The 23,762-nt window shown below is 57.1% G+C and carries 21 protein-coding genes and 1 pseudogene; 13 read left to right on the top strand and 9 right to left on the bottom strand.

All coding sequences use genetic code 11. From position 1 onward, the window contains the following. Window positions 1-45: 45 nt before the first annotated feature. Complete coding sequence (locus CLV88_RS14920; protein WP_106609211.1) at window positions 46-1,770, bottom strand: SulP family inorganic anion transporter; 1,725 nt, start codon at window positions 1,768-1,770, stop codon at window positions 46-48. A gap of 175 nt (window positions 1,771-1,945) precedes the next feature. Here CLV88_RS14920 and CLV88_RS14915 point away from each other — a divergent pair, with 175 nt between their 5' ends. After that, on the top strand, window positions 1,946-5,524 hold the full coding sequence (locus CLV88_RS14915; RefSeq protein ID WP_106609210.1) for a hydantoinase B/oxoprolinase family protein: 3,579 nt from the start codon (window positions 1,946-1,948) through the stop codon (window positions 5,522-5,524). A gap of 140 nt (window positions 5,525-5,664) precedes the next feature. On the opposite strand, the gene CLV88_RS14910 is transcribed toward CLV88_RS14915, so the two are convergent. Next, entirely contained in the window at window positions 5,665-7,014 is a 1,350-nt protein-coding gene (locus tag CLV88_RS14910) for an aminotransferase class III-fold pyridoxal phosphate-dependent enzyme (protein WP_106609209.1), read from the bottom strand. Window positions 7,015-7,172: 158 nt separating this feature from the next. Between CLV88_RS14910 and mutL the strand changes: the two genes are divergently transcribed. The 12 genes from mutL (at window position 7,173) to CLV88_RS14850 (ending at window position 20,079) form a co-directional block, all read left to right on the top strand. Then, a complete protein-coding gene (gene mutL / locus CLV88_RS14905; RefSeq protein ID WP_106609208.1) occupies window positions 7,173-9,080 on the top strand; it encodes a DNA mismatch repair endonuclease MutL in 1,908 nt (635 codons plus the stop codon). Window positions 9,081-9,148: 68 nt separating this feature from the next. Further along, window positions 9,149-10,537 carry a DNA recombination protein RmuC gene (locus CLV88_RS14900; protein ID WP_106609207.1) on the top strand — a complete coding sequence of 463 codons (1,389 nt, stop codon included), beginning with the start codon at window positions 9,149-9,151 and terminating at the stop codon, window positions 10,535-10,537. A 167-nt stretch (window positions 10,538-10,704) separates the two neighbouring features. Beyond that, complete coding sequence (locus tag CLV88_RS14895) at window positions 10,705-11,031, top strand: DUF3775 domain-containing protein (protein WP_106609206.1); 327 nt, start codon at window positions 10,705-10,707, stop codon at window positions 11,029-11,031. A 141-nt stretch (window positions 11,032-11,172) separates the two neighbouring features. Continuing rightward, on the top strand, window positions 11,173-12,483 hold the full coding sequence (locus CLV88_RS14890; RefSeq protein WP_106609276.1) for a replication-associated recombination protein A: 1,311 nt from the start codon (window positions 11,173-11,175) through the stop codon (window positions 12,481-12,483). A gap of 102 nt (window positions 12,484-12,585) precedes the next feature. Then, window positions 12,586-12,963: a fluoride efflux transporter CrcB gene (gene crcB / locus CLV88_RS14885; RefSeq protein ID WP_106609275.1), complete on the top strand. Its 378-nt coding sequence runs from the start codon at window positions 12,586-12,588 to the stop codon at window positions 12,961-12,963. After that, the gene (locus CLV88_RS14880) at window positions 12,960-14,003 is read left to right on the top strand and encodes an RluA family pseudouridine synthase (protein ID WP_106609205.1); all 1,044 of its coding nucleotides are present in this window, start codon (window positions 12,960-12,962) and stop codon (window positions 14,001-14,003) included. The genes crcB and CLV88_RS14880 overlap by 4 nt, the downstream gene beginning before the upstream one ends. Beyond that, complete coding sequence (locus CLV88_RS14875) at window positions 14,000-14,674, top strand: HAD-IA family hydrolase (RefSeq protein ID WP_106609204.1); 675 nt, start codon at window positions 14,000-14,002, stop codon at window positions 14,672-14,674. Before CLV88_RS14880 ends, CLV88_RS14875 begins: the two co-directional genes overlap by 4 nt. A gap of 2 nt (window positions 14,675-14,676) precedes the next feature. Continuing rightward, on the top strand, window positions 14,677-15,384 hold the full coding sequence (locus CLV88_RS14870) for an ATP12 family chaperone protein (protein ID WP_106609203.1): 708 nt from the start codon (window positions 14,677-14,679) through the stop codon (window positions 15,382-15,384). A gap of 203 nt (window positions 15,385-15,587) precedes the next feature. Beyond that, complete coding sequence (locus CLV88_RS14865; protein WP_106609274.1) at window positions 15,588-16,604, top strand: amino acid ABC transporter substrate-binding protein; 1,017 nt, start codon at window positions 15,588-15,590, stop codon at window positions 16,602-16,604. 136 nt (window positions 16,605-16,740) lie between these two features. Then, a complete protein-coding gene (locus CLV88_RS14860; protein ID WP_106609202.1) occupies window positions 16,741-17,973 on the top strand; it encodes an amino acid ABC transporter permease in 1,233 nt (410 codons plus the stop codon). Window positions 17,974-17,976: 3 nt separating this feature from the next. Then, window positions 17,977-19,272: an amino acid ABC transporter permease gene (locus CLV88_RS14855; protein ID WP_106609201.1), complete on the top strand. Its 1,296-nt coding sequence runs from the start codon at window positions 17,977-17,979 to the stop codon at window positions 19,270-19,272. A 15-nt stretch (window positions 19,273-19,287) separates the two neighbouring features. After that, on the top strand, window positions 19,288-20,079 hold the full coding sequence (locus CLV88_RS14850) for an amino acid ABC transporter ATP-binding protein (RefSeq protein ID WP_106609200.1): 792 nt from the start codon (window positions 19,288-19,290) through the stop codon (window positions 20,077-20,079). Window positions 20,080-20,152: 73 nt separating this feature from the next. On the opposite strand, the gene CLV88_RS14845 is transcribed toward CLV88_RS14850, so the two are convergent. The 7 genes and pseudogenes from CLV88_RS14845 to rpmH form a co-directional block, all read right to left on the bottom strand. Then, the gene (locus tag CLV88_RS14845) at window positions 20,153-20,644 is read right to left on the bottom strand and encodes a SixA phosphatase family protein (RefSeq protein WP_106609199.1); all 492 of its coding nucleotides are present in this window, start codon (window positions 20,642-20,644) and stop codon (window positions 20,153-20,155) included. Then, entirely contained in the window at window positions 20,634-21,296 is a 663-nt protein-coding gene (locus CLV88_RS14840) for a ferredoxin (protein WP_106609198.1), read from the bottom strand. The genes CLV88_RS14845 and CLV88_RS14840 overlap by 11 nt, the downstream gene beginning before the upstream one ends. A 155-nt stretch (window positions 21,297-21,451) precedes the next feature. Continuing rightward, window positions 21,452-22,315, bottom strand: a complete 864-nt coding sequence (argB, locus tag CLV88_RS14835; RefSeq protein WP_106609197.1) for an acetylglutamate kinase — start codon at window positions 22,313-22,315, stop codon at window positions 21,452-21,454. A 396-nt stretch (window positions 22,316-22,711) separates the two neighbouring features. Further along, window positions 22,712-22,870: pseudogene (locus CLV88_RS23375) on the bottom strand (putative quinol monooxygenase); the annotation flags it as partial. 12 nt (window positions 22,871-22,882) lie between these two features. After that, the gene (locus tag CLV88_RS23785) at window positions 22,883-22,999 is read right to left on the bottom strand and encodes a putative quinol monooxygenase (RefSeq protein WP_423827738.1); all 117 of its coding nucleotides are present in this window, start codon (window positions 22,997-22,999) and stop codon (window positions 22,883-22,885) included. Window positions 23,000-23,143: 144 nt separating this feature from the next. After that, window positions 23,144-23,560 (bottom strand): ribonuclease P protein component, encoded by a 417-nt coding sequence (gene rnpA / locus CLV88_RS14825; protein WP_106609196.1) that lies wholly within the window; start codon window positions 23,558-23,560, stop codon window positions 23,144-23,146. A gap of 27 nt (window positions 23,561-23,587) precedes the next feature. Beyond that, complete coding sequence (gene rpmH / locus CLV88_RS14820; RefSeq protein WP_048599009.1) at window positions 23,588-23,722, bottom strand: 50S ribosomal protein L34; 135 nt, start codon at window positions 23,720-23,722, stop codon at window positions 23,588-23,590. Window positions 23,723-23,762 lie beyond the last annotated feature (40 nt).

Genomic DNA, 23,762 nt, shown 5'->3' with positions numbered 1-23,762 from the left:
TGTTCCCAAATACCCGCGCCGCAGGCACGGGCCCTCGGGCCCGTTTCAGGCAGCAGTTGGCTTTGATGTTTCGCTTGAGAGTGTTTTCCACGCGTCGTGTTGAGACAAGAAGACGCTGCCTGTGAGGTCATCCAGAAAATGACTGCGTTTCAATCGGTCCATGACCGGGCCTTTGACCTCTGACAGGTGGAGCGTGATACCCATATCCGAAAGTCGCTGGTTGATCTCTTCGAGACTTTCCAGCGCGCTCATATCGATTTCATTGACGGCTGAGCACATGAGAACAACGTGGCGGACTGGATCGTCACCGATCACACGGGTATTGATGTGGTCCTCAAGGTAACGCGCATTGGCGAAGTAAAGGCTTTCATCAATGCGGAGCGTGACAATCGCTGGGTCCGTCTGCACCTCGTGGCGCAGGACGTTGCGAAAATGCTGTGTGCCGGGAACTAGGCCAACTTCGGCGACATGCGGACGCGATGTTTTAAAGAGAAAAAGCGCAATGGAAAGTAGAACGCCCGCCGCGACACCGGCTTCGACACCAAAGCCCAGCGTGAGCAGAATGGTCGCGGCGACAGCAGTGAAATCGACACGGGAATAGCGCCATGTTTTTCTAAGGATCGAAAAATCGACCAGCGACGTGACGGCAACAATGATGGTGGCCGCCAGCGCTGCCTTGGGCAGGAAAAATAAAATGGGTGTGAGAAAAAGCGCGGCGAGTGCAATCCCGATGGCTGTCATGGCTCCGGCAGCGGGGGTTTCGGCACCCGCATCGAAATTGACGACGGATCGGGCAAATCCTCCGGTGACAGGATAACCGCCCGTGGCGGCAGCCGCGATATTTGATGCGCCAAGCCCGATCAATTCTTGATCGGGATCAATCCGCTGGCGTTTCTTGGCGGCGAGTGTCTGAGCGACGGAAACAGATTCAACGAAGCCGATGACGGAGATAAGCAGGGCCGACGTAAAGAGAGCTGACCAAAGATCCGGGTCAAAGCTGGGCAGGGTTAGGGGCGGAAGCCCCGCGGGGATGGTGCCCACGATCTGCACGCCCTTTTCGGGTAGGCCAAAAGCCCAGACCACAACGGTGCTGATACCGATTGCAGCAACTGGGCCAGCTTTGGCGAGGATATCGGAGAGGCCCGACGGCAGACCAAATTTTGTGAGTGTCGGCCTTAGTGCAAAGCGCACCCAGAACAGAAATACGAGTGTCATCGAACCAAGGGTAAGTGTGACCAGGTTGGTTTCAGGCAGGTGGCTGACGAGAGACGTTAGCAGCTCTGGCAGCGAGTGACCGTGGGCGGTGACACCAAGTAAGTGTTTGAGTTGGCTGGTGGCGATCAGGATACCAGAGGCGGTGATGAACCCGGCGATAACAGGGTGTGACAGGAAATTCGCGAGAAAGCCGAGGCGAAAGAGCCCCATAAGTGTGAGCAGCATGCCAGACAGGAAAGCAAGAGTGATAGCAGCGCCGATGTAGTCAGTCTTTGTTTCGAGACCGAGATTGCCAATCGCGGCGGCGGTCATGAGTGAGACCACGGCAACTGGTCCGACAGAAAGCGTGCGTGAGGTGCCAAATATCGCGTAGGCCGCAAGTGGGAGAACCGATGCATAAAGCCCCATTTCTGGTGGCAGACCCGCGAGGAGCGCATAGGCAAGCGACTGTGGGATCAGCATGATCGTTACAATCACAGCGGCCATTAGGTCGGCGCTGAACGTTTGGGGTGTGTAGAAGCGCGCCCAGGTCAAAATCGGAAAATAGCGGGACATTTATGGTGGGTCTCCGAATACGGGAGCTCCCTTCATATTCGGAAAATGGAATTTGTAAAGATTTTGAGGTGCGACAGCTCCGCGCGCCCTAGCGGGCGCTTCTTGCGTTGGGGCGTTGACATTGGTCGACGGGAAGGAGAAGCCTGTCTCGTGCAGAAAAATTGCGGAGGCAGCGATGAGCGGGCGTTGGGAATTCTGGATCGATCGGGGTGGCACGTTTACGGATATTGTCGCGCGCCAGCCGGATGGCGGAATTGTCACGCACAAACTGTTGTCTGAGAACCCCGAGCGCTACAAGGACGCCGCCGTTCAGGGCATTCGCGACGTGATGGGTGTGACTGGAAATTTTGCTTCCAACAGCATCAGTGCGGTCAAGATGGGTACCACTGTGGCGACAAACGCGCTGTTGGAGCGCAAGGGCGAACGTGTGTTGCTGGTGATCACCAAGGGGTTCCGCGATCTGTTGCAAATCGGTTATCAGTCACGCCCGCGCCTGTTTGATCTTGAGATCAAGCGGCCTGATTTGCTGTATGAAGACGTGGTCGAAATGGACGAACGGCTGGATGCCGAGGGCGGTGTTGTTCGCTGTCTGGATGAGGATGCATTGTCCAAGGCGATGCAGTCGGGTTTCGACCGCGGTATTCGCGCCATCGCGATTGCGGGTTTGCACGCCTATTTGAACCCTGTCCATGAGGCGCGGGCCGCTGAAATGGCGCGCGAGATCGGGTTTATGCAAGTCAGCGCCAGCCACGAGGTTAGCCAATTGGCCAAGTTGGTTGGGCGCGGCGATACGACGGTTGTCGATGCGTACCTGTCTCCAATTCTGCGACGTTATGTCGATCAGGTTGCTGGGGCGCTTGATCTGGGTACAGCATGTGAGCGGCTCTTGTTCATGCAATCCAATGGCGGCTTGACCGAGGCGCACCGGTTTCAGGGGCGCGATGCGATCCTGTCCGGACCCGCTGGCGGGATTGTCGGCATGGTCGAGACCGGCGAAGCCGCAGACTTTGATCACCTGATCGGGTTCGATATGGGGGGAACGTCCACCGATGTGAGCCATTACGCAGGTGACTACGAACGCTCGTTTGAGACCGAAGTGGCGGGTGTGCGCATGCGCGCTCCGATGATGGATATTCATACTGTGGCTGCAGGGGGCGGGTCGATCTGTACCTTCCGTGATGGGCGATTTCAGGTAGGACCGGAAAGCGCCGGTGCGGATCCCGGCCCGGCCTGTTATCGGCGTGGTGGGCCATTGGCCGTGACGGATTGCAACGTGATGCTGGGTAAACTGAACCCCGACCATTTCCCACATGTGTTTGGTCCCGAGGGCAACGAGCCCTTGGATGTTGAGGTGGTGCGTCAGCGTTTTGCAAAAATGGCCAGCGACGTCGCGGCAGAAACAGGTGAGGCAGCGCGCAGCCCTGAAGAGATGGCCGAAGGTTTTCTGCGTATTGCGGTGGACAACATGGCCAACGCGATCAAAAAGATCAGCGTTCAGCGCGGCCATGATGTGACGCAATACACCTTACAGTGTTTTGGCGGCGCGGGCGGGCAGCACGCGTGCCTCGTGGCCGATGCGCTGGGCATGACACGGGTTTTTGTGCATCCATATGCAGGTGTTTTGTCGGCTTATGGCATGGGCTTGGCACAAATTTCTTCGATGAAGGAGGCGCAGGTGGATGTGCCCCTGAGTGATGTAACGGTGGCGCGGGACGTATCAGATGCATTGGCCGATGCCGCGTTGGCCGAGGTGGCAGAGCAAGGCGGCGAAGATGTGCAATGCCAGCATCGCGCGCATCTGCGTTATGAGGGCTCGCACGAGGCGATTCCGGTGGTTTTTGGTGATGCAGCGCGTGCTCGGGCAGATTTTGAGGCACGGCACAAAGAACGTTACGGCTTTATCTCGCCGGATCGCACGATCCTTATCGACATGGTGAGTGTCGAAGCCACGGGCGGTGGCACCGGTGCGGTTTCGGGCGACATGCCTAAAGGCAACGGCGTTCCGGTCGGGCAGATCGATATGTATACCGGAGGCGTGTGGGGAGAGGTGCCGATTTATGATCGGGACCTGTTAAACCACGACTCGGTGGTCAAGGGGCCTGCTGTCATAAAGGAAAAGACTGGCACGAACGTGGTTGAACCGGGTTGGTCGGCGCGGGTTGACCGGTTGGGCAACCTTGTTCTGGAACGGCACGAAGAAAAAGCGCGCGAAGTGGCAGCGGGCACTAACGTGGACCCAGTGTTGTTGGAAGTGTTCAATAACCTGTTCATGAGTGTCGCGGACCAGATGGGCGCGACGCTGGCCAATACGAGCTGGTCTGTGAACATCAAGGAACGGCTCGATTTTTCATGCGCGATCTTTGATACGGCGGGTGATCTGGTCGCCAATGCACCGCATGTGCCAGTACATCTGGGGTCAATGGCGGAGAGTATTCGCACGGTGATGCGCGAGAATGACGGAGACATTCACGACGGCGACGCATTTATGCTGAACTCGCCATACAATGGCGGCACACACTTGCCGGATGTGACGGTTGTGACGCCTGTGTTCCATGACGGCAAAGTGGTATTCTGGCTGGGCTCTCGCGGGCATCATGCAGATATCGGCGGGCGGACACCCGGATCCGGACCGCCCGATAGCACCCATATCGACCACGAGGGTGTTCTGATCGACAATGTCCGGCTGGTCAAAGGGGGCGTTTTACAGGATGCAACCGCCCGCGACGTGCTGGCAAGCGGCATGTATCCGGCGCGTAACCCGGATCAGAATATGGCAGACCTCAAGGCGCAGGTCGCCGCAAACGAGACCGGGCGGCGTGAGTTGCTGAAAGTTGTCGGACAGTATGGATTGGACGTGGTGATGGCCTATATGGGCCACGTTCAGGACAATGCCGAGGAAAGCGTTCGCCGCGTGATTGACCGGCTCAAGGATGGCCAGTTCAGCTATCCGATGGATCATGGTGCCAAGATCGACGTGCATGTGAGTGTCGACCATAAAGCGCGCGAGGCCGTAATCGATTTCTCAGGCACCAGTCCACAGCATCCCGGCAACTACAACGCGCCGTTGGCCGTTTGCCGAGCTGTGGTGCTCTACGTCTTTCGAACCATGGTTGGGGCGGAAATTCCGCTCAATGAAGGCTGTCTGAAACCGCTCAGGATCGTTGTGCCGGATGGTTCAATGCTGAACCCGGTCTATCCGGCGGCGGTGATTGCGGGGAATACCGAGGTATCTCAGGCCACTTGCAATGCACTCTATGGTGCATTGGGGGTTATGGCCAGTTCGCAGGCGACGATGAATAACTTTATCTGGGGCAATGACGATTTCCAGAATTACGAAACTATTGCTGGGGGCACCGGTGCGGGGCCGGGGTTCAATGGGTGCGATGCGGTGCAAAGCCACATGACCAACACGCGCATGACCGATCCTGAAATTCTTGAGAAACGGTTTCCAGTACGGCTTGAGGCTTTCTCGGTCCGGGATGGCTCTGGTGGCGTTGGCAAATGGTCAGGTGGAAATGGTGCGTGGCGCAGTATGCGGTTTCTGAAACCGGTCACGGTGACAACACTTTGCTCGCATCGCGAAGTAGCACCATTTGGTGTTGCCGGCGGTGCGCCTGGGGCTGTGGGCGTGAATTGGGCTGAAATGCCAGATGGTACGCGGGTTGATCTGAAAGGGTTTGACGAGATTGACCTGCCCGCGGGCGCGGTGTTTGGCATGGGTACCCCGGGGGGCGGAGGCTGGGGGCAAGGCTAGGGAGTAGCTCATCAAGCCCTTGCGGGCTTTCCTCGCCCCTTTCCTTTCGCCAATAAACATACCGGGGTGGTCACAGCTTTTGCTGTGACAAGGGGCAGCGCCCCTTCAGGCTCAGCTTTGCTGAGCCACCGAACGCCCCCTCAAACCGCGCTGAAACCAACATCAAGTGCCGCGATAATCTGATCGACCTCAGCCGCCGAAATTGTCAGCGGCGGAGACATCAGGATGTTATTACCACCGATGCGCACCATAGTGCCCGCCTCATAGGTCGCTGCGTGCACGCGTTGCATGCTGCCCGCATCCATGGGCGTCTTGTTGGCGCGATCCGTGACAAGTTCGATCCCGGTCATCAAGCCATGCCCGCCTCGCACATCGCCAATGATGTCGTGTTTCTCTGCCAACGCGCAAACCCCTTCGTAAAGCTGTGTTCCGCGAAGGCCAGCGTTGGTCTTAGTGTCCAACCGCAGCGTTTCTGACAAGGTCGCAACCACGGCTGCGGCGCCAACGGGATGTGCGGAATAGGTGTAGCCATGGAAAATTGCGGCGTCCGGACCGCCCTTTTCAAATACCTCTGCCACCTTGTCGCTGAACAGAGCAGCACCAACAGGGAAATAGCCTGACGTGATCCCTTTCGCCGTTGTCATGATGTCGGGTTTTACCCCCCAATGGCGCGCGCCGGACCAATCGCCGGTGCGTCCAAACCCGGTAATCACTTCGTCCGAAATCATCAATATACCGTGCCGATCACAAATCTCGCGCATGAGCGTCATAAAGGATGCGTCAGGCACGATAACGCCGCCTGCGCCTTGAATAGGTTCCATAATGAACGCAGCGATGGTGTTTGCACCCTGAAAGGCGATCTCGTCCTCGAACGCCGCAGCGACATTCTGGGCCAGATAGGCTGGATTAGTTTCGTTGAACGGGTTGCGATAGGGGTAAGGGCTGGGCAGGTGAAAACATCCCGGCATCAGCGGTTCATAATTGATCCTGAACCGGTTGTTGCCGTTTACAGAGGCGCCGCCAAAATGCGTGCCGTGGTAGCCTTTTTTCAGTGACATGAACTTGGTTCGGGTCGGTTCGCCCCGTAACCGATGGTATTGGCGCGACAGACGCAAGGCGGTTTCCACACTGTCCGACCCGCCCGAGGTGAAAAACACCCGCGCCATGCCGTCTTCGGCGAAAAATTCGCGCACCGCATACGACGCCTCAATCGCCATCGGATTCGATGTTCCGGCAAAGGCGGAATAGTAAGGCAGGTCATAAAGTTGCTTGGCGATAGCGTCTTTTATGACGTCATTTGAATAGCCTAGGTTCACGCACCAAAGCCCACCCACCGCATCAATAACGGTACGTTCGTCAAGGTCAGTGATGGTTGCTCCAGCCGCGCTTTTGATGATCGTCGGGGCGTTTTCCTGCGTGTCGCCAGGCGCGCCCATCGGGTGCCAAAGGTGACGGGCGTTGTTTTCCTTGAGGAAGTTGTCGTCTTTCATCGAGGGCCTCCGAATCGCGCTGGCTTTGTTGTGGGAAATGGGGTTTGAACACATAATGGCGGTGCGATATGCGCTGTCCAGCCTGTTCGCGACGAGGCAAAGAATTGCGGCCTGAAGCCGGTGGCAGAATCAAACCAGAACGTGCTAGGTTTTGCGGTATGCCTCTGAGTGACCCCAAGATAAGCGAAAACCGACCCGTTATCCGTCAGTTAGATGATGGTGCGATTAACCGTATTGCAGCTGGCGAAGTTGTGGAACGCCCAGCCTCCGCCGTGAAGGAGCTGGTGGAAAACGCCGTCGACGCAGGCGCGCGGCGGATTGAGATTGCCTATGCCGACGGGGGCAAGACTCTGATCCGCGTGACGGATGATGGCTGCGGCATTGAGGCCGAAGCATTGCCTCTGGCACTGTCGCGTCATGCGACCTCAAAAATTGATGATAGCGATCTGCTTGATATCCACACCTTTGGATTTCGCGGAGAGGCGTTGCCGTCGCTGGGTGCTGTGGGGCGATTGACGATCACGTCGCGTGTTGGGCGCGAGGATGGGGCGTCTATTTCGGTCGAAGGTGGCAGCATGAAGCCGGTCAAGCCGGCGGCTTTGTCAGCGGGTACGATCGTGGAATTGCGTGATCTGTTTTACGCCACTCCTGCGCGGCTGAAATTCATGCGCACCGACCGGGCCGAGGCTCAGGCGATCACGGATGTGGTCAAGCGTCTTGCCATGGCCGAGCCCTTTGTTGCGTTCACATTGCGCGACGTGACCGGAGGTGGCGAGGGGCGTGTTTCATTTCGGGTCGAAGCCGAGAATGGCGATTTGTTTGATGCGCTGCATGGGCGCTTGGCCCGCATAATTGGCACCGAGTTTGCCGAGAATGCGCTGCGGATTGATGCTTCGCGCGACGGGTTACGCCTTTTGGGATATGCGGCGTTGCCGACATACTCGCGCGGGTCGTCTGTGGCGCAATACCTGTTCGTGAATGGTCGCCCTGTCAAAGACAAGCTGTTGATTGGCGCGTTGCGTGGGGCCTATTTCGATTTCCTGAGCCGCGACCGGCACCCGGCGGTAGCGTTGTTCATTGATTGCGATCCGCATCTGGTGGACGTCAACGTGCACCCGGCAAAGTCCGAAGTACGTTTTCGCGATCCGGGCCTTGCGCGCGGCTTGATTGTCAGCGCCCTGCGCCATGCTTTGGCAGAGGCGGGGCATCGCGCCTCGACCACAGTGGCTGGTGCAACCCTTGGCGCGATGCGGCCAGAGCCGACTGGGAATGGCCCGGCGCGCGTCTATCAGATGGATCGCCCGTCGCTCGGCGCGCGGCAAGCATCTTACGCGGCGCAGGCTCCAGCTTATCAGGCCCCCGGGTATCAGCCCACGTCTGAGCCCGGATTTGCTGAGTTTTCCCAGGACTACAGCGCGCGTGTAGAACCCATAATCGAGGAGGCCCCGCAAGGGTCCGAGGAGATGCCCGCAGAACCGGTCGAACACCTCCCGCTTGGGGCCGCCCGCGCACAGGTTCACGAGAATTACATTGTGGCGCAAACACAAACGGGCATGGTCATTGTCGATCAACACGCCGCCCATGAACGGCTGGTATACGAAAGGCTCAAGGCGCAGATGTCTGAAAACGGCGTTGCAGCGCAGGCGTTGTTGATTCCCGAGATTGTCGAGTTGAGCGAGGGCGATTGCGCGCGCCTTCTTGCGGTTGCTGACGATCTGTCGCGGCTTGGTCTTACGCTGGAGCCCTTTGGTGGTGGCGCTGTGGCCGTGCGCGAAACGCCCGCAATTCTGGGCGAGGTCAATGCACGGGCCATGGTACTGGATATTCTGGACGAGCTGGATGATCAGGGCGAGAGCCTGTTGGTGCAGGCGCGGATCGAGGCGATTCTCAGTCGGGTGGCCTGTCATGGCTCGGTTCGGTCCGGGCGCCGAATGCGGGCCGACGAAATGAATGCGCTGCTGCGCGAGATGGAGGCGACCCCGCATTCGGGGCAGTGCAACCATGGGCGGCCTACATATGTCGAGCTGAAGCTCAGCGATATTGAACGTCTTTTCGGGCGCAGCTGAACCGCTTTCGGCTTGTACCTGATGGCGATCGGGTTTCTACTTAAGCGGGAAATTCCGTGAGGTTGATAATGACTGGCGATTTGTGGATTTGGCTATTGGTGGTGGCAGGCGTAGTGGCACTGGCGCTTTTGGTGCGCTTGATGGGCGTCACATCACGGCTTTCCGCACTCCGGCTTGAGGCTGCCAAGTTGTCTGAAGCGTTGAGCGCCGAACAGACCCGTGCGGCCAAGGCAGAGGAGTTGGCGACCCAGGTCGAAGCCTGGCGCACACGTCACACGCAGGAACAGGCGAAACGCATCGAGGCAGAAGCCCAATATCGCGTGTTGCACGAAGCACATGAGGCGCGGCTCGAAGAGTTGCGTGGCATGAAAAAAGAGCTTGAGGATAAGTTCGATGCGCTCGCCTCGGGTGTGTTGCGTAAAAATTCCGAGAGTTTTCTGGAATTGGTCAGCGAACGGTTTAAATCCCACAACCAGACGGCCACAGATGATCTTGACAAGCGCAAGCTGGAGATTGCCAATCTGGTCAAGCCACTAGACGAAAAGCTAAGCGTTTTTGACAAGAAAATCACCGAGATCGAGAAGTCCCGAACCGAGGCTTATGGCGCGATCAACGAACAGGTGCAGGTGTTGGCAAGAGGTCAACTCGCCTTGGGCAGTGAGACACGTAAGCTAGTTCAGGCATTGCGCGCGCCCAAGACACGTGGTCGTTGGGGCGAGATGCAGCTGCGGCAGGTGTTCGAGATGGCGGGCATGGCGGAAAATGTCGATTTTACGCTGGAACACCATATGGAGACAGATCGCGGCAAGATGCGTCCGGATGCCATCGTGCATATCCCCGGTGGTAAATCTATTGTGGTTGATGCCAAGACACCTTTGGAGGCCTATCTTGACGCGCTCGAGGCCGAAACACCCGAGGCGCAGGCGGCTTCAATGGCCCAACACGCGCGGCAAGTGCGTGAGCACGTAAAGGTTTTGTTTTCCAAGGCTTATCAGGACGAAATTGCCACCACGCCTGACTTTGTGGTCATGTTCATTCCAGGAGAGACATTTGTCGGTGCTGCCGCCGAAGCTGATCCGGGTTTGATCGAGTTTGCGTTCAAAAACAAAGTTTTGATTGCCACTCCGACCACTCTGATGGCGCTGGTCAAGGCCATTGCATATGGCTGGCAACAGGAGAAAATGGCAGAAAATGCCGTTGAGGTGCAGCGGACCGCCAAAGAGCTTTACGATCGGTTGAAGACCTTTGGTGGCCATTTGTCTGCAGTCGGTCGCGCGCTGAACAGTTCGGTCAGCAGCTATAACAAAGCGGTCGGCTCGATGGAGGGGCGGGTGCTGCCATCTGCGCGCAAGTTTGAGGCGATGGGTGTTGTGACACAAGATAGCGAATTGGAAACTCCGGCGATGATCGAATCCGATACGCGCCCTTTATCTTCGTTGGATGTGCAAGACGACTGAGGCAAGTGTCGGGGAGCGCACGCGGAGCGTGCTGGGCCCAACAGCCAGAAGCCCAGCTTTGCTGGTCTGATGGGTGGCGGGAGTGCTTGGGTCGGTTTGCGCAAGATCAAGGACAGGATACGTGTTCCGCGGTGAAGTAGAGTGGAACCGACAAAAGGAGACGCGACATGTTAGAGATCACACCGTGGAAAGTGGCACAGGTTGTGCTGATGTCACGCGAACTGGACAGAGCCGAAGGTGAATTGCGCGGTTTTGTAGATCGCTTGAACGAAGACGAACAAGCAAGCCTTGTTGCCGTTATGTGGGTTGGGCGCGATGCGTTTTCAGCGACTGAATTGGATGAAGCGATTGCGACAGCCAAGGCCGAAGCAACAACGCCAACTGTAGATTACTTGATCGGGACACCGCATTTGTCTGACCATCTTGAGAATGGCATGGAGGCACTTGGCCTGTCGTTGTCGGAGGCCGAAGACGGTTTGGTGCGGCGCGGGTAGCAGGAAAGCGTTAGGTAAGTCGGACAATTTTGTCCGACCTACGCCCGCGTTCCGAGAGTAGCAGGCGAATTTACGCTTGACGAAAACCTCTTGCTTGATCAGGCATCTGATAACGGTGAGCCGCGAGGCGGGAGGATGACTGTGTCAGATCTGTTCGATATGGGGCGTGCGCAGCATAATCAACCTCTTGCCGCAGCTCTGAGGCCGCAGTCGCTGAACGATATCATTGGACAAGATGCGCTAACCGCCGAAGACTCTGTGCTGAGACGCAGGATAGCGGCCAACCAATTAGGCAGCATTGTGCTTTATGGCCCGCCCGGCGTTGGCAAAACGTCAATTGCGCGCGCTGTGGGTCAAATGCTGAACAAGGAGTTTCGCCAGCTTCATGCCACGCGGGCGGGCGTAAAAGACATTCGCCAACTTGCAGATGAGGCGCGCATCCGGCCCTTACTTATTTTTGTTGATGAGGTGCACCGGTTTTCGGCGACTCAAGCTGACGATTTGTTGGCTATCTGCGAAGAGGGCACGGCGGATTTTATCGGGGCCACCACGCAGAATCCCTACACGTCTTTGCCAAAGGCGCTGGTGTCACGCTCCACCATTCTCAAGCTGGAGCCAATATCTCTGGACGATATGCTGACAGTGGTGCAGCGCGGGTTGGCGCATCTGACCAAACTGGGCATCAAGGTGACTTTAAGCGATGCGCACAAGCGGGTGATTGCCGGGCGTTCCGGGGGCGATGCGCGCAGTGCGTTGACAACGTTGGAAAGCCTTGCCGTGGGGCACGCTGAGGGCGCCGAGGTCACGATTACCGGGGAAATGATCGAAGAGGTGTATAATGCGGCTCCGGTCAATCACGACAGGTCGGGCGATCAGCATTATGACATCATATCGGCCTTCATCAAATCGATGCGTGGCGGCGAGCCTGAGGCGGTCTTGTATTGGTTGGCTCGGTTAATCCACGGTGGTGAAGACCCGCGGTTCATTGCGCGCCGGATCATGATTCAAGCCTCCGAAGATGTGGGTCTGGCCGATAACACAGCGTTGCAGACGGCGGTGGCCGCGGCGCAGGCAGTTGAGATGATAGGCTACCCCGAGGCGCGGATCATTCTGGCCCATGCCGCGCTGCACGTTGCTCGCGCGCCAAAATCGGGTTCGGCCAACCACGGGATTTCTGCGGCTTTGACAGCTGTGACCAATGAACCGCCGTTGCCCGTGCCGATGCATCTGCGGGACGCCCATTATCAGGGGGCTGAGGCGCTGGGCCATGGCGGGTATCGCAGCCCGCACAAAGACCCGAGGGGCTGGGTCGAACAGGAATATGCGCCGGGAATGGAGCCGGGGCGGTTTTATCAGAGCGAGGCGCGTGACGCGCCGACATTTGAAAAACGCGCGGACGAGTATTGGGAGCGCGTGACTGGTCGCCCGGTTCCCAAACGCTTTGGTCCCTGAATTCGGGTAGTTCACCGCTAGAACGTGGCTTTGCTGCCTACGGCGCGTCTTGAATTGGGCTGTTCGCTTGACAAGCCCTCGGGTGCGCGCGATGGACCGGGCATGATGCATTCATTGTTATATGTGGCTTTTGGCGGCGCTGTTGGTGCTGGCCTGCGATACCTCGTCGGTTTGGGCGTGGTGCGTATGGTGGGGCACGGGTTTCCGCTGGCGATCATCACGGTCAACGTAATCGGGTCTTTCCTGATGGGCGTGTTTGTGGTGTATGCAGCCCATCGCGGGCTGAACCATTATTCACCTTTGGTCATGACCGGCCTGCTTGGTGGGTTCACCACCTTTTCGGCGTTTTCGCTCGAGACGGTCACGATGATTGAGCGCGGGCAGCTTGGTGCGGCTGCGCTGTATGTGTCCATATCCGTTATTGGATCAGTTGCCGCCCTGATGTTGGGGCTTTGGGTTGCCAGAGGAGCCTTTGCATGAGCCGAGTTCAAACAATTACCGTGGGGCCGGAAGACACCGATCAAAGGTTGGACCGATGGTTCAAGCGCATGTTTCCGCATGTCGGACAGGGCCGGATCGAAAAACTGTGCCGCAAGGGCGAAATTCGTGTTGATGGCGGGCGGGTCAAGGCTTCGACACGACTGGCCACGGGACAGCAGGTGCGCGTTCCGCCATTACCAGAGCCGGGGTCTCAGCCCCCTAAGATATTCTCGCGTGTGTCGGATGCCGATGCGCGCCTGATCCGCGATTGCGTGATTTTTAAAGACGACCACATCATTGCACTTAACAAACCGCCGGGTCTGCCGACGCAAGGCGGTAGTAAACAAAAGCGGCATGTCGACGGCATGGCCGAGGCGTTGACATTTGATTATGACGAGAAGCCGCGCCTTGTGCATCGCTTGGACAAGGACACGTCCGGTGTTTTGCTGCTTGCCCGTACGCGCCAGATGGCAGCGGCGATGACTGCAGCGATCCGGCATCGTCAGACTCGCAAGATTTACTGGGCCGTCGTGGCCGGTGTGCCAACGCCGTATTTGGGCGAAATCAAATACGGTCTGGTCAAAGCTCCGGGGCATGGCGCACGGGGCGAGGGCGAAAAGATGCATTGCCTGCACCCGCGCGACGTCGATAAAACGCCAGGGGCAAAGCGCGCGATCACGCAATATGCGACGCTGTACCGGGTGGCCAGCCGTGCCGCGTGGGTGGCGATGGAACCGATCACAGGGCGCACACACCAATTACGGGCCCATATGGCTGAGATCGGGCATCCGATCATCGGTGATGGCAAGTATGGCGGGTCGGGTCAGGAAAACATGGGCGATGGCTGGGGCGCGAATCTAGGCGGGATCATCAGCAACAAACTGCACCTGCACGCGCGCAAGATGGAATTTGAGCACCCGGTGACCAAACGCATTCTGACAATCGAGGCCCCGCTGCCGCCTCATATGGAACACACGTTTGAAACCTTTCAATGGACGCCGGATCTGGCTGCGGACGATCCGTTTGAGGCGCTGCAATGACGGAATTGGCGCTGGTTGTCTTTGATGTTGATGGAACATTGGTGGACAGTCAGGCCGATATCCTGAGTTCGATGCGGGCAGCGTTTGCGGCTGAGGGCGAAGCGGCACCGCCGCGTGAAGCAATCCTTGGGATTGTTGGTTTGTCACTGGATGTCGCAATAGCTGAACTGGCGCCAAAGCTTGGTGTGGCGATGCGGGATCGAATGGTTGAGACGTATAAATCAAGCTATATGAACCATCGTCGGACCAAAGGTACCGCCGTTTCTTCGCCGCTCTATCCCGGAGCGCGTGCCGCACTGGAGCGGTTGTCGAAGCGAGAGGAAACGTTGTTGGGCGTGGCGACGGGAAAGTCGCGGCGAGGCCTGGACAAGCTGTTGGAAGGGCATGACCTGAACGGCATGTTCGTGACCGAGCAAGTGGCCGACCACCATCCGTCAAAGCCGCATCCCTCAATGCTTGAGGCCGCAATGCATGAAGCAGGCGTCGTGCCGGGGGCGGCTGTGATGATCGGGGATACGCGGTTTGACATGGACATGGCGCGGGCCGCTGGCATGGCAGCCATCGGTGTCAGTTGGGGTTATCACGACCGTTCTTCATTGAGAGACGCGGATATCGTCATTGATCGGTTTGACGATCTGGACGCTGCGGTGAAAGACATCTTGGGAATTTGACGATGAGCGATTGGGCAAAAAAGCGGTTCTGGAAGACTGCGAGCGTTTTAGAGGTTGAAGGTGGCTTTACAGTGCTGCTGGATAGTCGCGCGCTGAAAACACCGGCTAAGGCGGCGTTGATCGTGCCAACCCGCGCGATGGCTGAGGCTGTCGCTGAGGAATGGGACGCGCAGGAAGAAGTGATAAACCCGAACACTATGCCTGTCACCCGTTCCGCCAATGCGGCTATTGATAAAGTGTCGGTACAACATAGCGAAGTCGCGGACCTTTTGGCGGAATACGGAGCGAGCGATTTGCTGTGTTATCGGGCCACTTCGCCTGCGGAGTTGATCGCCCGCGAAGCAGAAAGCTGGGACCCGATTTTGGACTGGGCCGCCACCGTGCTAAACGCGCGATTGGTGCCGGTTTCCGGGGTAATGTTTCAGGCGCAGGACGATTCGGCATTGCAGATTTTGCGTGAAAAAGTGCATGCGCTGAACAACTTTGAACTGGCCGCTTTTCACGATTTAGTCAGCATGTCGGGGTCTCTTGTGTTGGGCTTTGCAGCTCTTTTGGACCATCTCGCGCCCGAAGAAATATGGCGCATATCACGAATTGATGAAGACTGGCAGGAAGAGCAATGGGGCGTGGATGAAGAGGCTGCAGAGCAAGCTGCTCGCAAAAAACGAGATTTTCTGCACGCTTATCGCTTTGTAAATATGCTCTCTTAAACACCTTTGTCTTTTCCTTAGGCTTTCCGTAGGGTCAATTTGGCGGATTATCGAAATCCGTTATGGACCTCTTGACGTTTCCTGATGATTGCGCCCAAACTGCTGATGCGGAGTGCATGGGACAGTGCCTTCGCACTCGTAAGACCGAAAAATGAAACGGTCGAATGACCACCAAAAAGGTGGCCAATCAGGAAGAGGTAAAAATGAAAAAATCCGTAATTTTTGGTGCGCTAACCGTGGCTGGACTTGCCGCAGGTGCTGCTGCCGCTGGAACACTTGACGACGTCAAGGCTCGTGGCAAGCTGAACTGTGGTGTGACAACCGGCTTGGTTGGCTTTGCCGCACCAGATGCAAACGGCGAATGGGATGGCTTTGACGTGGGTGTCTGCCGTGCCGTTGCTGCTGCTGTTCTGGGTGATCCCAAGGCCGTAGAATTTGTTCCGACCACCGGTAAGACACGCTTTACTGCGCTGGCATCTGGTGAGATCGACATGCTGGCCCGTAACACCACCTGGACCTTCTCACGCGATGTGGACCTCAAGTTCACTTTCGTCGGCGTGAACTACTATGACGGTCAGGGCTTTATGGTTCCAAAAGAGCTCGGAGTGTCCTCGGCCAAGGAACTGGACGGTGCAACCGTTTGTATCCAGACCGGGACAACAACTGAGCTGAACCTGGCGGATTTCTTCCGCTCGAATAACATCAGCTATGAGCCGGTTCCAATCGAAACAAACGCAGAAGCACAGCAGCAGTATCTGGCTGGTGCATGTGACGTTTACACCACGGACGCATCCGGCTTGGCCGCGACACGTGCAACATTCGAAGATCCTTCGGCGCACGTACTGCTGCCTGAGATCATCTCGAAAGAGCCTCTGGGTCCGCTCGTTCGCCATGGCGATGACAATTGGGGTGACGTAGTGCGCTGGACTCTGAACGCGCTGATCACAGCGGAAGAGCTGGGTGTGACTTCGGCCAACATCGGTGAGATGGCAGCCGGCACCAACAACCCAGAAGTAAACCGTCTGCTCGGTACAGAAGGCACCCTTGGCGAAATGCTGGGTCTGTCGGCCGACTGGGGCAAGAACGCCCTGATGGCGGGCGGCAACTATGGTGAGCTGTTCGAAGGTAACATCGGAGAAAGCACCCCGATCGGTCTGGCCCGTGGCCTGAACGCTCAGTGGACCGATGGTGGCCTGATCTACTCGCCACCCTTCCGTTAAGTTTCAAGACAAAAGGGCGCAGGGGAAACCTTGCGCCCTTACTACTTAGGGTAATGCCTACACACCAAAACTTCGGTCCCGGCGCATCAATGCGCCAGATAACAAAAATCAGACCGAGTCACGGGGAACAAATCTTATGACCACTTTGACCGACCCTCCCAAGGCGTCGTTCCGGCTGTCGATGCTGTTCAATGATACGCGCTATCGATCTTTGACATTTCAAGCAATCGCTGCCGTGGCTCTGGCGCTGTCGATCTGGTATCTTGGAAACAACCTGATCCAGAACCTGCGCGCAGCTGGCCTCAACATTTCGTATGACTTTCTAGGTGATCCTGCGGGTTACGATATCAACCAACGCCTTGTCGAATACGACAGCCAATCAAGCCATGCGAAGGCCGCACTGGTCGGATTGCTCAACACGCTGTTAGTAGCATTCCTGGCGTGCATAACGGCGACCATTTTTGGTGTGATTGCCGGTGTTTTGCGGCTGTCCAACAACTGGATCGTATCCAAGCTGATGGCGGTTTATGTGGAGATTTTCCGCAATATCCCGGTTCTGATCTGGATCATCATTATCTTTACAATAATGACCGCTGTGATGCCTGGGCCTCGGGAATTCCGCGGAGACAACCCAACGTCAAGCATGGTGCTGGATCTGTTTGCCTTCACCAATCGCGGCGTCTATGTGCCGATGCCGTTTTTTGAAAATGGACTCTTTGGCAGCCCGACAATGAATTGGGTTCTTGTGCTGCTGGTTGCAGTTGGGTCGTGGTTTGCCACGCGAAAGGTGTCCGCGCGGGCCGCTCAGATCCAAGCCGATACTGGCGTACGCCCCAAGACACTATGGACGAACCTGGCGATATGGTTGGTGCCTTTTCTCGCGCTCATGGTCATCATGGGCCTGTCCTGGGAAGTGCCTGCGCTGAAGGGATTCAACTTTAGCGGAGGCATCAAGATTGGTGGGCCGCTGATTGCGCTGTGGTTCGCTCTGTCGATCTACACAGGCGCGTTTATTGCTGAGAACGTGCGTGCTGGTATTCAGGCGGTTTCCAAAGGTCAGACCGAGGCGGCTTCGGCCCTTGGGTTGCGTCCGCGTCGCGTGATGAACCTTGTGGTTCTGCCACAGGCGTTGCGTGTGATCATCCCACCGCTGATTTCGCAGTACCTGAACATCACCAAGAACTCATCGCTGGCAATTGCCGTGGGCTATGCCGATATCACCGCGACGCTGGGGGGAATCACGCTCAACCAGACGGGGCGGGCGATTGAGTGCGTGCTCTTGCTGATGTTGTTCTATCTCACTGCGTCCTTGACCATTTCGATGGTTATGAACGTCTACAACGCATCCGTGAAGCTGAAGGAGCGCTGAGGCATGGCTGGACCTGATAAAAACTCCATTGCCTTTGTGGCAACCGAAGTCATCCCGGAATCGCCGCCCCCCGCGCGCGAGACTGGAATTGTGAAATGGGGGCGCGAGAACCTGTTCTCGTCGATCCCGAACGGTATTCTGACGCTGGTATCGCTCTGGCTCATCTATGTGATACTGTCGAGTACCTTGCCGTGGATCTTGAACGGCGTCTGGACGACGTCGTCGCTTGCTGAATGTCGCGAAGTGCTGGCGGGTAAAACTGGGGCGTGTTTCTCGGTTCTGACGGAACGCTGGAACCAGTTGCTTTACGGATTCAAGTATCCAACTGACGCCTATTGGAGACCCAACCTTGCGTTTGTGCTGATGCTGGTTGCCATTGCTCCTGTGCTGTTCTTTGACTTGCCGCGCAAAATGCTCGTATTCACGGCACTTTATCCATTTGTGGCCTTTTGGCTGATCTGGGGCGGCACGATCATGGCCCCTGTGGTTGCCTTGCTCGGGTTCGTGATTGCGGGCGCGTTCTTTCAGAAGTTCGGTCGTTCGAACTTTGCCTTGGGCTTCTTTGGCGGCGCGGTGATTGCGCTGATTGTGTGGAGCATTGGCGGCGCGTTGATCCCTGAGGGGGCATCGGAGAACGCAGTGCTTTCGGCGGTGCCGAGCCGTGATCTGGGTGGTTTTATGCTCAACATGATGTTGGGTTTGACCTGTGTGTCGTTGTCGATCCCGCTGGGCATCGCATTGGCGCTTGGGCGTCAGTCAAACATGCCGCTGATCAAGGGTATCTGTGTGGTCTTCATCGAGTTCGTACGAGGCGTGCCGCTGATCACGCTGCTCTTTGTGGCCTCTGTGATGCTGTCTTACTTCTTCCCACCAGAAAGCACGGTAGATCTGTTCCTGCGCGTGGTGATCATGATCACTATGTTCTCGGCGGCCTATATTGCCGAAGTGATCCGAGGCGGTTTGGCTGCGTTGCCAAAGGGGCAGTACGAGGCGGCAGACAGTCTTGGGCTGGACTATGCTCAGGCCATGCGCCTGATCATCCTGCCTCAAGCGTTGAAGATTTCGATTCCGGGTATCGTGAACGTGGCCGTTGGCCTGTTCAAAGATACGACACTGGTATCGGTGATCTCGATGTTCGACCTTGTCGGTATGATCCGTGGTCCGATCCTCGCATCCACCGAGTGGAACGGCGTTTACTGGGAACTGTTGGGCTTTGCCGCCTTGTTGTTCTTTGTCGTTTGCTACAGCATCTCTCAATATTCACAGTGGCTCGAGCGTAAGCTCCACAAAGGCCATTAAGTAGGAGTTCACGAAATGTCTGAACTTATATCTGACCGCGCCATCGACCGCTCCAAGATGCAGGTGAGCGATAATGTTGCGATTGAAATCAATAACATGAACAAGTGGTACGGCACATTCCATGTGCTGCGCGACATAAACCTGACCGTCAATGAAGGCGAGCGGATCGTGATCGCTGGGCCATCTGGCTCGGGGAAATCGACCCTGATCCGCTGTATCAACCGACTGGAAGAACACCAATCGGGTGATATTTTTGTGGATGGAACCGAGCTTACCAGCGACTTGAAGAACATCGACAAGATCCGCTCGGAAGTTGGGATGTGCTTTCAGCACTTTAATCTTTTCCCGCATCTGACCATTTTGGAAAACTGTACGCTGGCACCGATCTGGGTTCGCAAGACGCCCAAGAAAGAAGCCGAAGAAACAGCGATGCATTTCCTTGAAAAGGTGAAGATTCCGGAGCAGGCGGATAAGTATCCCGGTCAACTTTCGGGTGGTCAGCAACAGCGTGTGGCGATTGCGCGAAGCCTTTGCATGAGACCGCGGATCATGCTGTTTGACGAACCGACTTCGGCGCTTGACCCTGAGATGATCAAGGAAGTTCTCGATACCATGATCGAGCTGGCCGAAGAAGGCATGACCATGCTCTGCGTGACGCACGAGATGGGTTTTGCCCGTCAGGTGGCGAACCGCGTGATCTTTATGGATGCGGGTCAGATCGTTGAACAGAACGAGCCGGAAGAGTTCTTTAACAACCCCAAGAGCGAGCGGACGCAACTGTTCCTCAGCCAAATTCTGGGACACTAAAGAACGGCGGGGCGTGGCCCCGTGATTCCGGAATTATTGTGAAAGGGCGGGGGTTTACCTCGCCCTTTTGCGTTTAGATAAGTTCGCGTGGAATCACGAAGCTTTTGACCTTGCCCGTGCCAAATTCAACGTCTTTCCAGCTGTCGGTATTGAACCGGAAAACGGTGGTTGCTCCGGTGGGATAGTCGAGGAATTTCTGGTGCTTTGGCAGTTTTCGGGCGAGGCGTTCGGCAAGCTCACCGATACCGGGATTGTGGCCGAGTACCATGACTTTACGGCCCGTGGCGTCCTTGATCTGATGCAGCATGGCGAATGCGCCCGCGTGGTATAGCGCGGATTTGACAACGGGTTTTACCGCGAGTTGCATCAAGTCGAGTGTTTCCAGCGTGCGCTGCGCAGAGGAGGTAAATATCTGATCTGGAAGCATGCCTTCGTGGCGCAGCCAATCGCCCAAAGCCCGCGCTGAGGCGCGCCCACGTTTGTTGAGGGGGCGGTCGTGATCAGGAAGAGTCAGGTCATCCCAGCTGGATTTGGCGTGACGGACAAGGATCAGTTTAAGGGCCATTGCTCTGGAACGCTCGCATGTGGAAGGCAGATTGTGCGGGCAGTCTGCCATAGCGGGCGGAGACCGGGCAAGCGCGGCGAGCGGCGCAACCTTGCGACATACAGTCCGCACCGTCGCGTTGCGCGAGGAATGTCCGGCACGCGTCTATGCGGTATTGATCAGAGGCAAATGCGTCGACGGGGCAGGCTGTGGTGCAGGGCTTGCCTACGCAGGAATTGCATGGGTTTTCAGGCGGTTGCGGGATTTCGATCTGCTGTGGGAAGGCGAGGGCGCCCCGAAAGCTGACAAAGAGACCCGCAGTGTCGTGAACCAGAAGCGAGATGGGAGAGGGATGGCAGCGGCCGGAGCGAACTGCCCATTGAAAAAAGGGCTGGTAGGGCGGGCCACCAAAGGGGAAGAAGGGATGCGCGTTGAAGGCTGTGGCAAGGCCAGTGATGACGCGGGACGACCAGCGATCCATGGGATTTGGTGTGCCGTCGCGGTACTCGGGCGTTTCTGAAAACGCGTCCCAAAAACCCGGCTCGCGTGGGCCGAGCAACAGGAGTGTGCCAACTCCGGTGAGGGCCGGATCTCTATCCCCGTTAGGGTGGAAACCGCCGAGGATATCGAGGTTCTGGGCGGCAGAAGCCCGCAATATCAGATCGTAGTTCATGCACGCGCACCCATCACTTTTTGGCGCCGAGTTCGCGTGTCAGCCTGTGATCTGTCCGTTCAACTCGACTTGCATAGTATCACGGTTTCAGATGTGTTGCGCAATGTGGAGACGCGGCGCACGGTTGCGCGCCTGCGACACGAGGTTTGAGGGGGTCAATCCGCCCGGATCAGCGAGCCCGCACCGTGTTCAGTGAAGAGTTCAAGAAGGCAGGCATTGGGTGCACGACCGTCGAGGATGACGACGGCACGCACGCCCCCGTCGATCGCATCGAGCGCGGTTTCTGTCTTGGGAATCATACCGCCGGCGATCACGCCATCCGTCGTAAGGTTTCGGATTTGTTGAGCTTTTAGCTCTGTCATGACGTCGCCATCGGCGTTTTTAACACCAGCAACGTCTGTCAACAAAAGCAGGCGATCGGCCTTGAGCGCAGCGGCGATGGCCCCGGCGGCAGTGTCGCCGTTGACGTTGAAGGTTTCACCGTTGCGTCCTGCTCCAAGAGGGGCGATGACGGGGATCGTGTTGTTTGAAAACAGCTCGTTCAAAATGGATGGGTCCATGTCAGCAGGGGTGCCGACAAAGCCAAGATCAGGGTTGGTCTGGTCACAAATCATCAGGTTGGCGTCCTTGCCCGAAAGGCCCACGGCCTTGCCGCCCTGATTGTTGATTGCCTGAACAATGCGTTTGTTGACGAGACCGGAGAGGACCATCTCGACCACTTCGACAGTGTCGATGTCGGTTACGCGCTTTCCGTTGACAAATTCCGATTTGATATCAAGGCGTTTGAGCATCGCGTTGATCATCGGGCCACCGCCGTGGACGATCACTGGATTGACACCGACCTGACGCATCAGCACCACGTCGCGAGCGAAATCGTCCATCGCTTCGTCGCTGCCCATGGCGTGGCCGCCAAGCTTGATCACCACAATCGCGCCGGTATAGCGCTGAAGATAAGGCAGTGCCTGTGACAGGGTGGCGGCGGTGGCGATCCAGTCGCGGTTCATGTTTTGCTTCTTCATCTCATGACCTCTTTGGGAGGTGTTGTTACCGGGTTGGCCGAGGAGTTCCAAGCGGTTTAGCGATACCAGTGTGGCAGACACTGGATATTGGAAACAGAATCGCAATTTTTCAGCGGGTTGTGAGGCGGAGTTCGTGTGAAAACCGGTGTGCCGACACGAAATGACGGCGAATCGTGGTTAACGCCCTTGTTTCATTGGAAATGGCACGTCGGCGCAACGTCGGCGCAACGTCGGTATTACGTCGGTATTACGTCGGTATTGCGTCGGTGCTGTTTTTGCGAAGAGCGCGAGTTAATGGCACGGGCGTTGCGTTTGGGGGCGCTTGCTCCTCAAGCCCGTGCGGGCTTTTCTCGCGACTGAGGCCGGCACGGACCGGCCTTATGAGGTGCGGTTATGTTAGCCTGTCTTTTTCATCTCATGTAGCTCAAGGCTCGCGACGTCGCCCTCGGTTGCGGCCGAGTAGGCCGCGAGGTGCGGGGCATTCATATGCTGTTGCCAAAGCTCGCGGCTTTCCCAGTTTTCGTAGAACACAAAAAGGCCGGGCGTTTCGTTATCTCTGTGGAGATCTTAATTAGTGCAACCGGGTTCGGCGCGGGTGATGTTGATCAGCTTTTTCATTTCAATTTCAAGCAATTCTTCTTTGCCGGGTACTGCTGTGATTCGGACAAGTATCGTCAGTCCCATCGCGGTGCCTCTTAACAATTGGCGCCCGAGTGCAGATCTATCCTTTGGTTGGCTCAGCGCAAGTCCACACATTGACTAAGCAATTGTATGAGTTAGAGGGTTTGCGTGTTCCATCGGGCAAAGACGCGACCCAGGATCTTTTGGCTATTGGGCGTGGACCTTGCGCAGAGCGTATTTGAGATCGGATTGCAGGGCTTTGAAATCGCGGGCGGCGGTTTCGTGGGCGCGGCCAATCAGGACATAGTCCCAGCCGGGGGTGCCATATGCGGGCAGAATCAGGCGGGCGATTTCGCGCATTCGGCGTTTGGCGCGATTGCGGGCAACGGCGTTGCCGACCTTTTTGGAGCAGGTGAAACCGACGCGGATGACGTGTGTCGGCACGTCTTCTTCGTCGCGACGCTTGCGGGCCTGTAGCATCATCGCCTTGGTGCCTTGACGACGGGCACGGGCCGCAAGCAGAAAGTCGCGGCGTTTTTTCATGACCTCAAGACAAACGGACACCGCCGGGGGCGTTTCCCCGTGGCTGGCAGTGCCATCCGTGGGGGCCTCCGGCGGTGTCATGTCCGTCAGAACGTCGTGTCGTTGAGCTTAGGCGCTCAGCGACTTGCGACCGCGTGCGCGGCGTGCGTTCAGAATCTTGCGACCGGCTTTGGTGGCCATACGCGAACGAAAACCGTGGCGCCGTTTGCGAACCAGGTTCGAGGGTTGGTAGGTGCGCTTCATCGCTCCGTCTCCATACTATCAGGGCGGCACCGTCAGATAT

It is taken from the genome of Shimia abyssi (assembly GCF_003014475.1).
GTDB lineage: Bacteria > Pseudomonadota > Alphaproteobacteria > Rhodobacterales > Rhodobacteraceae > Shimia > Shimia abyssi.
Note: the sequence above shows the minus strand (reverse complement) of the source record. Positions and strands in the feature narration are given on the sequence as shown.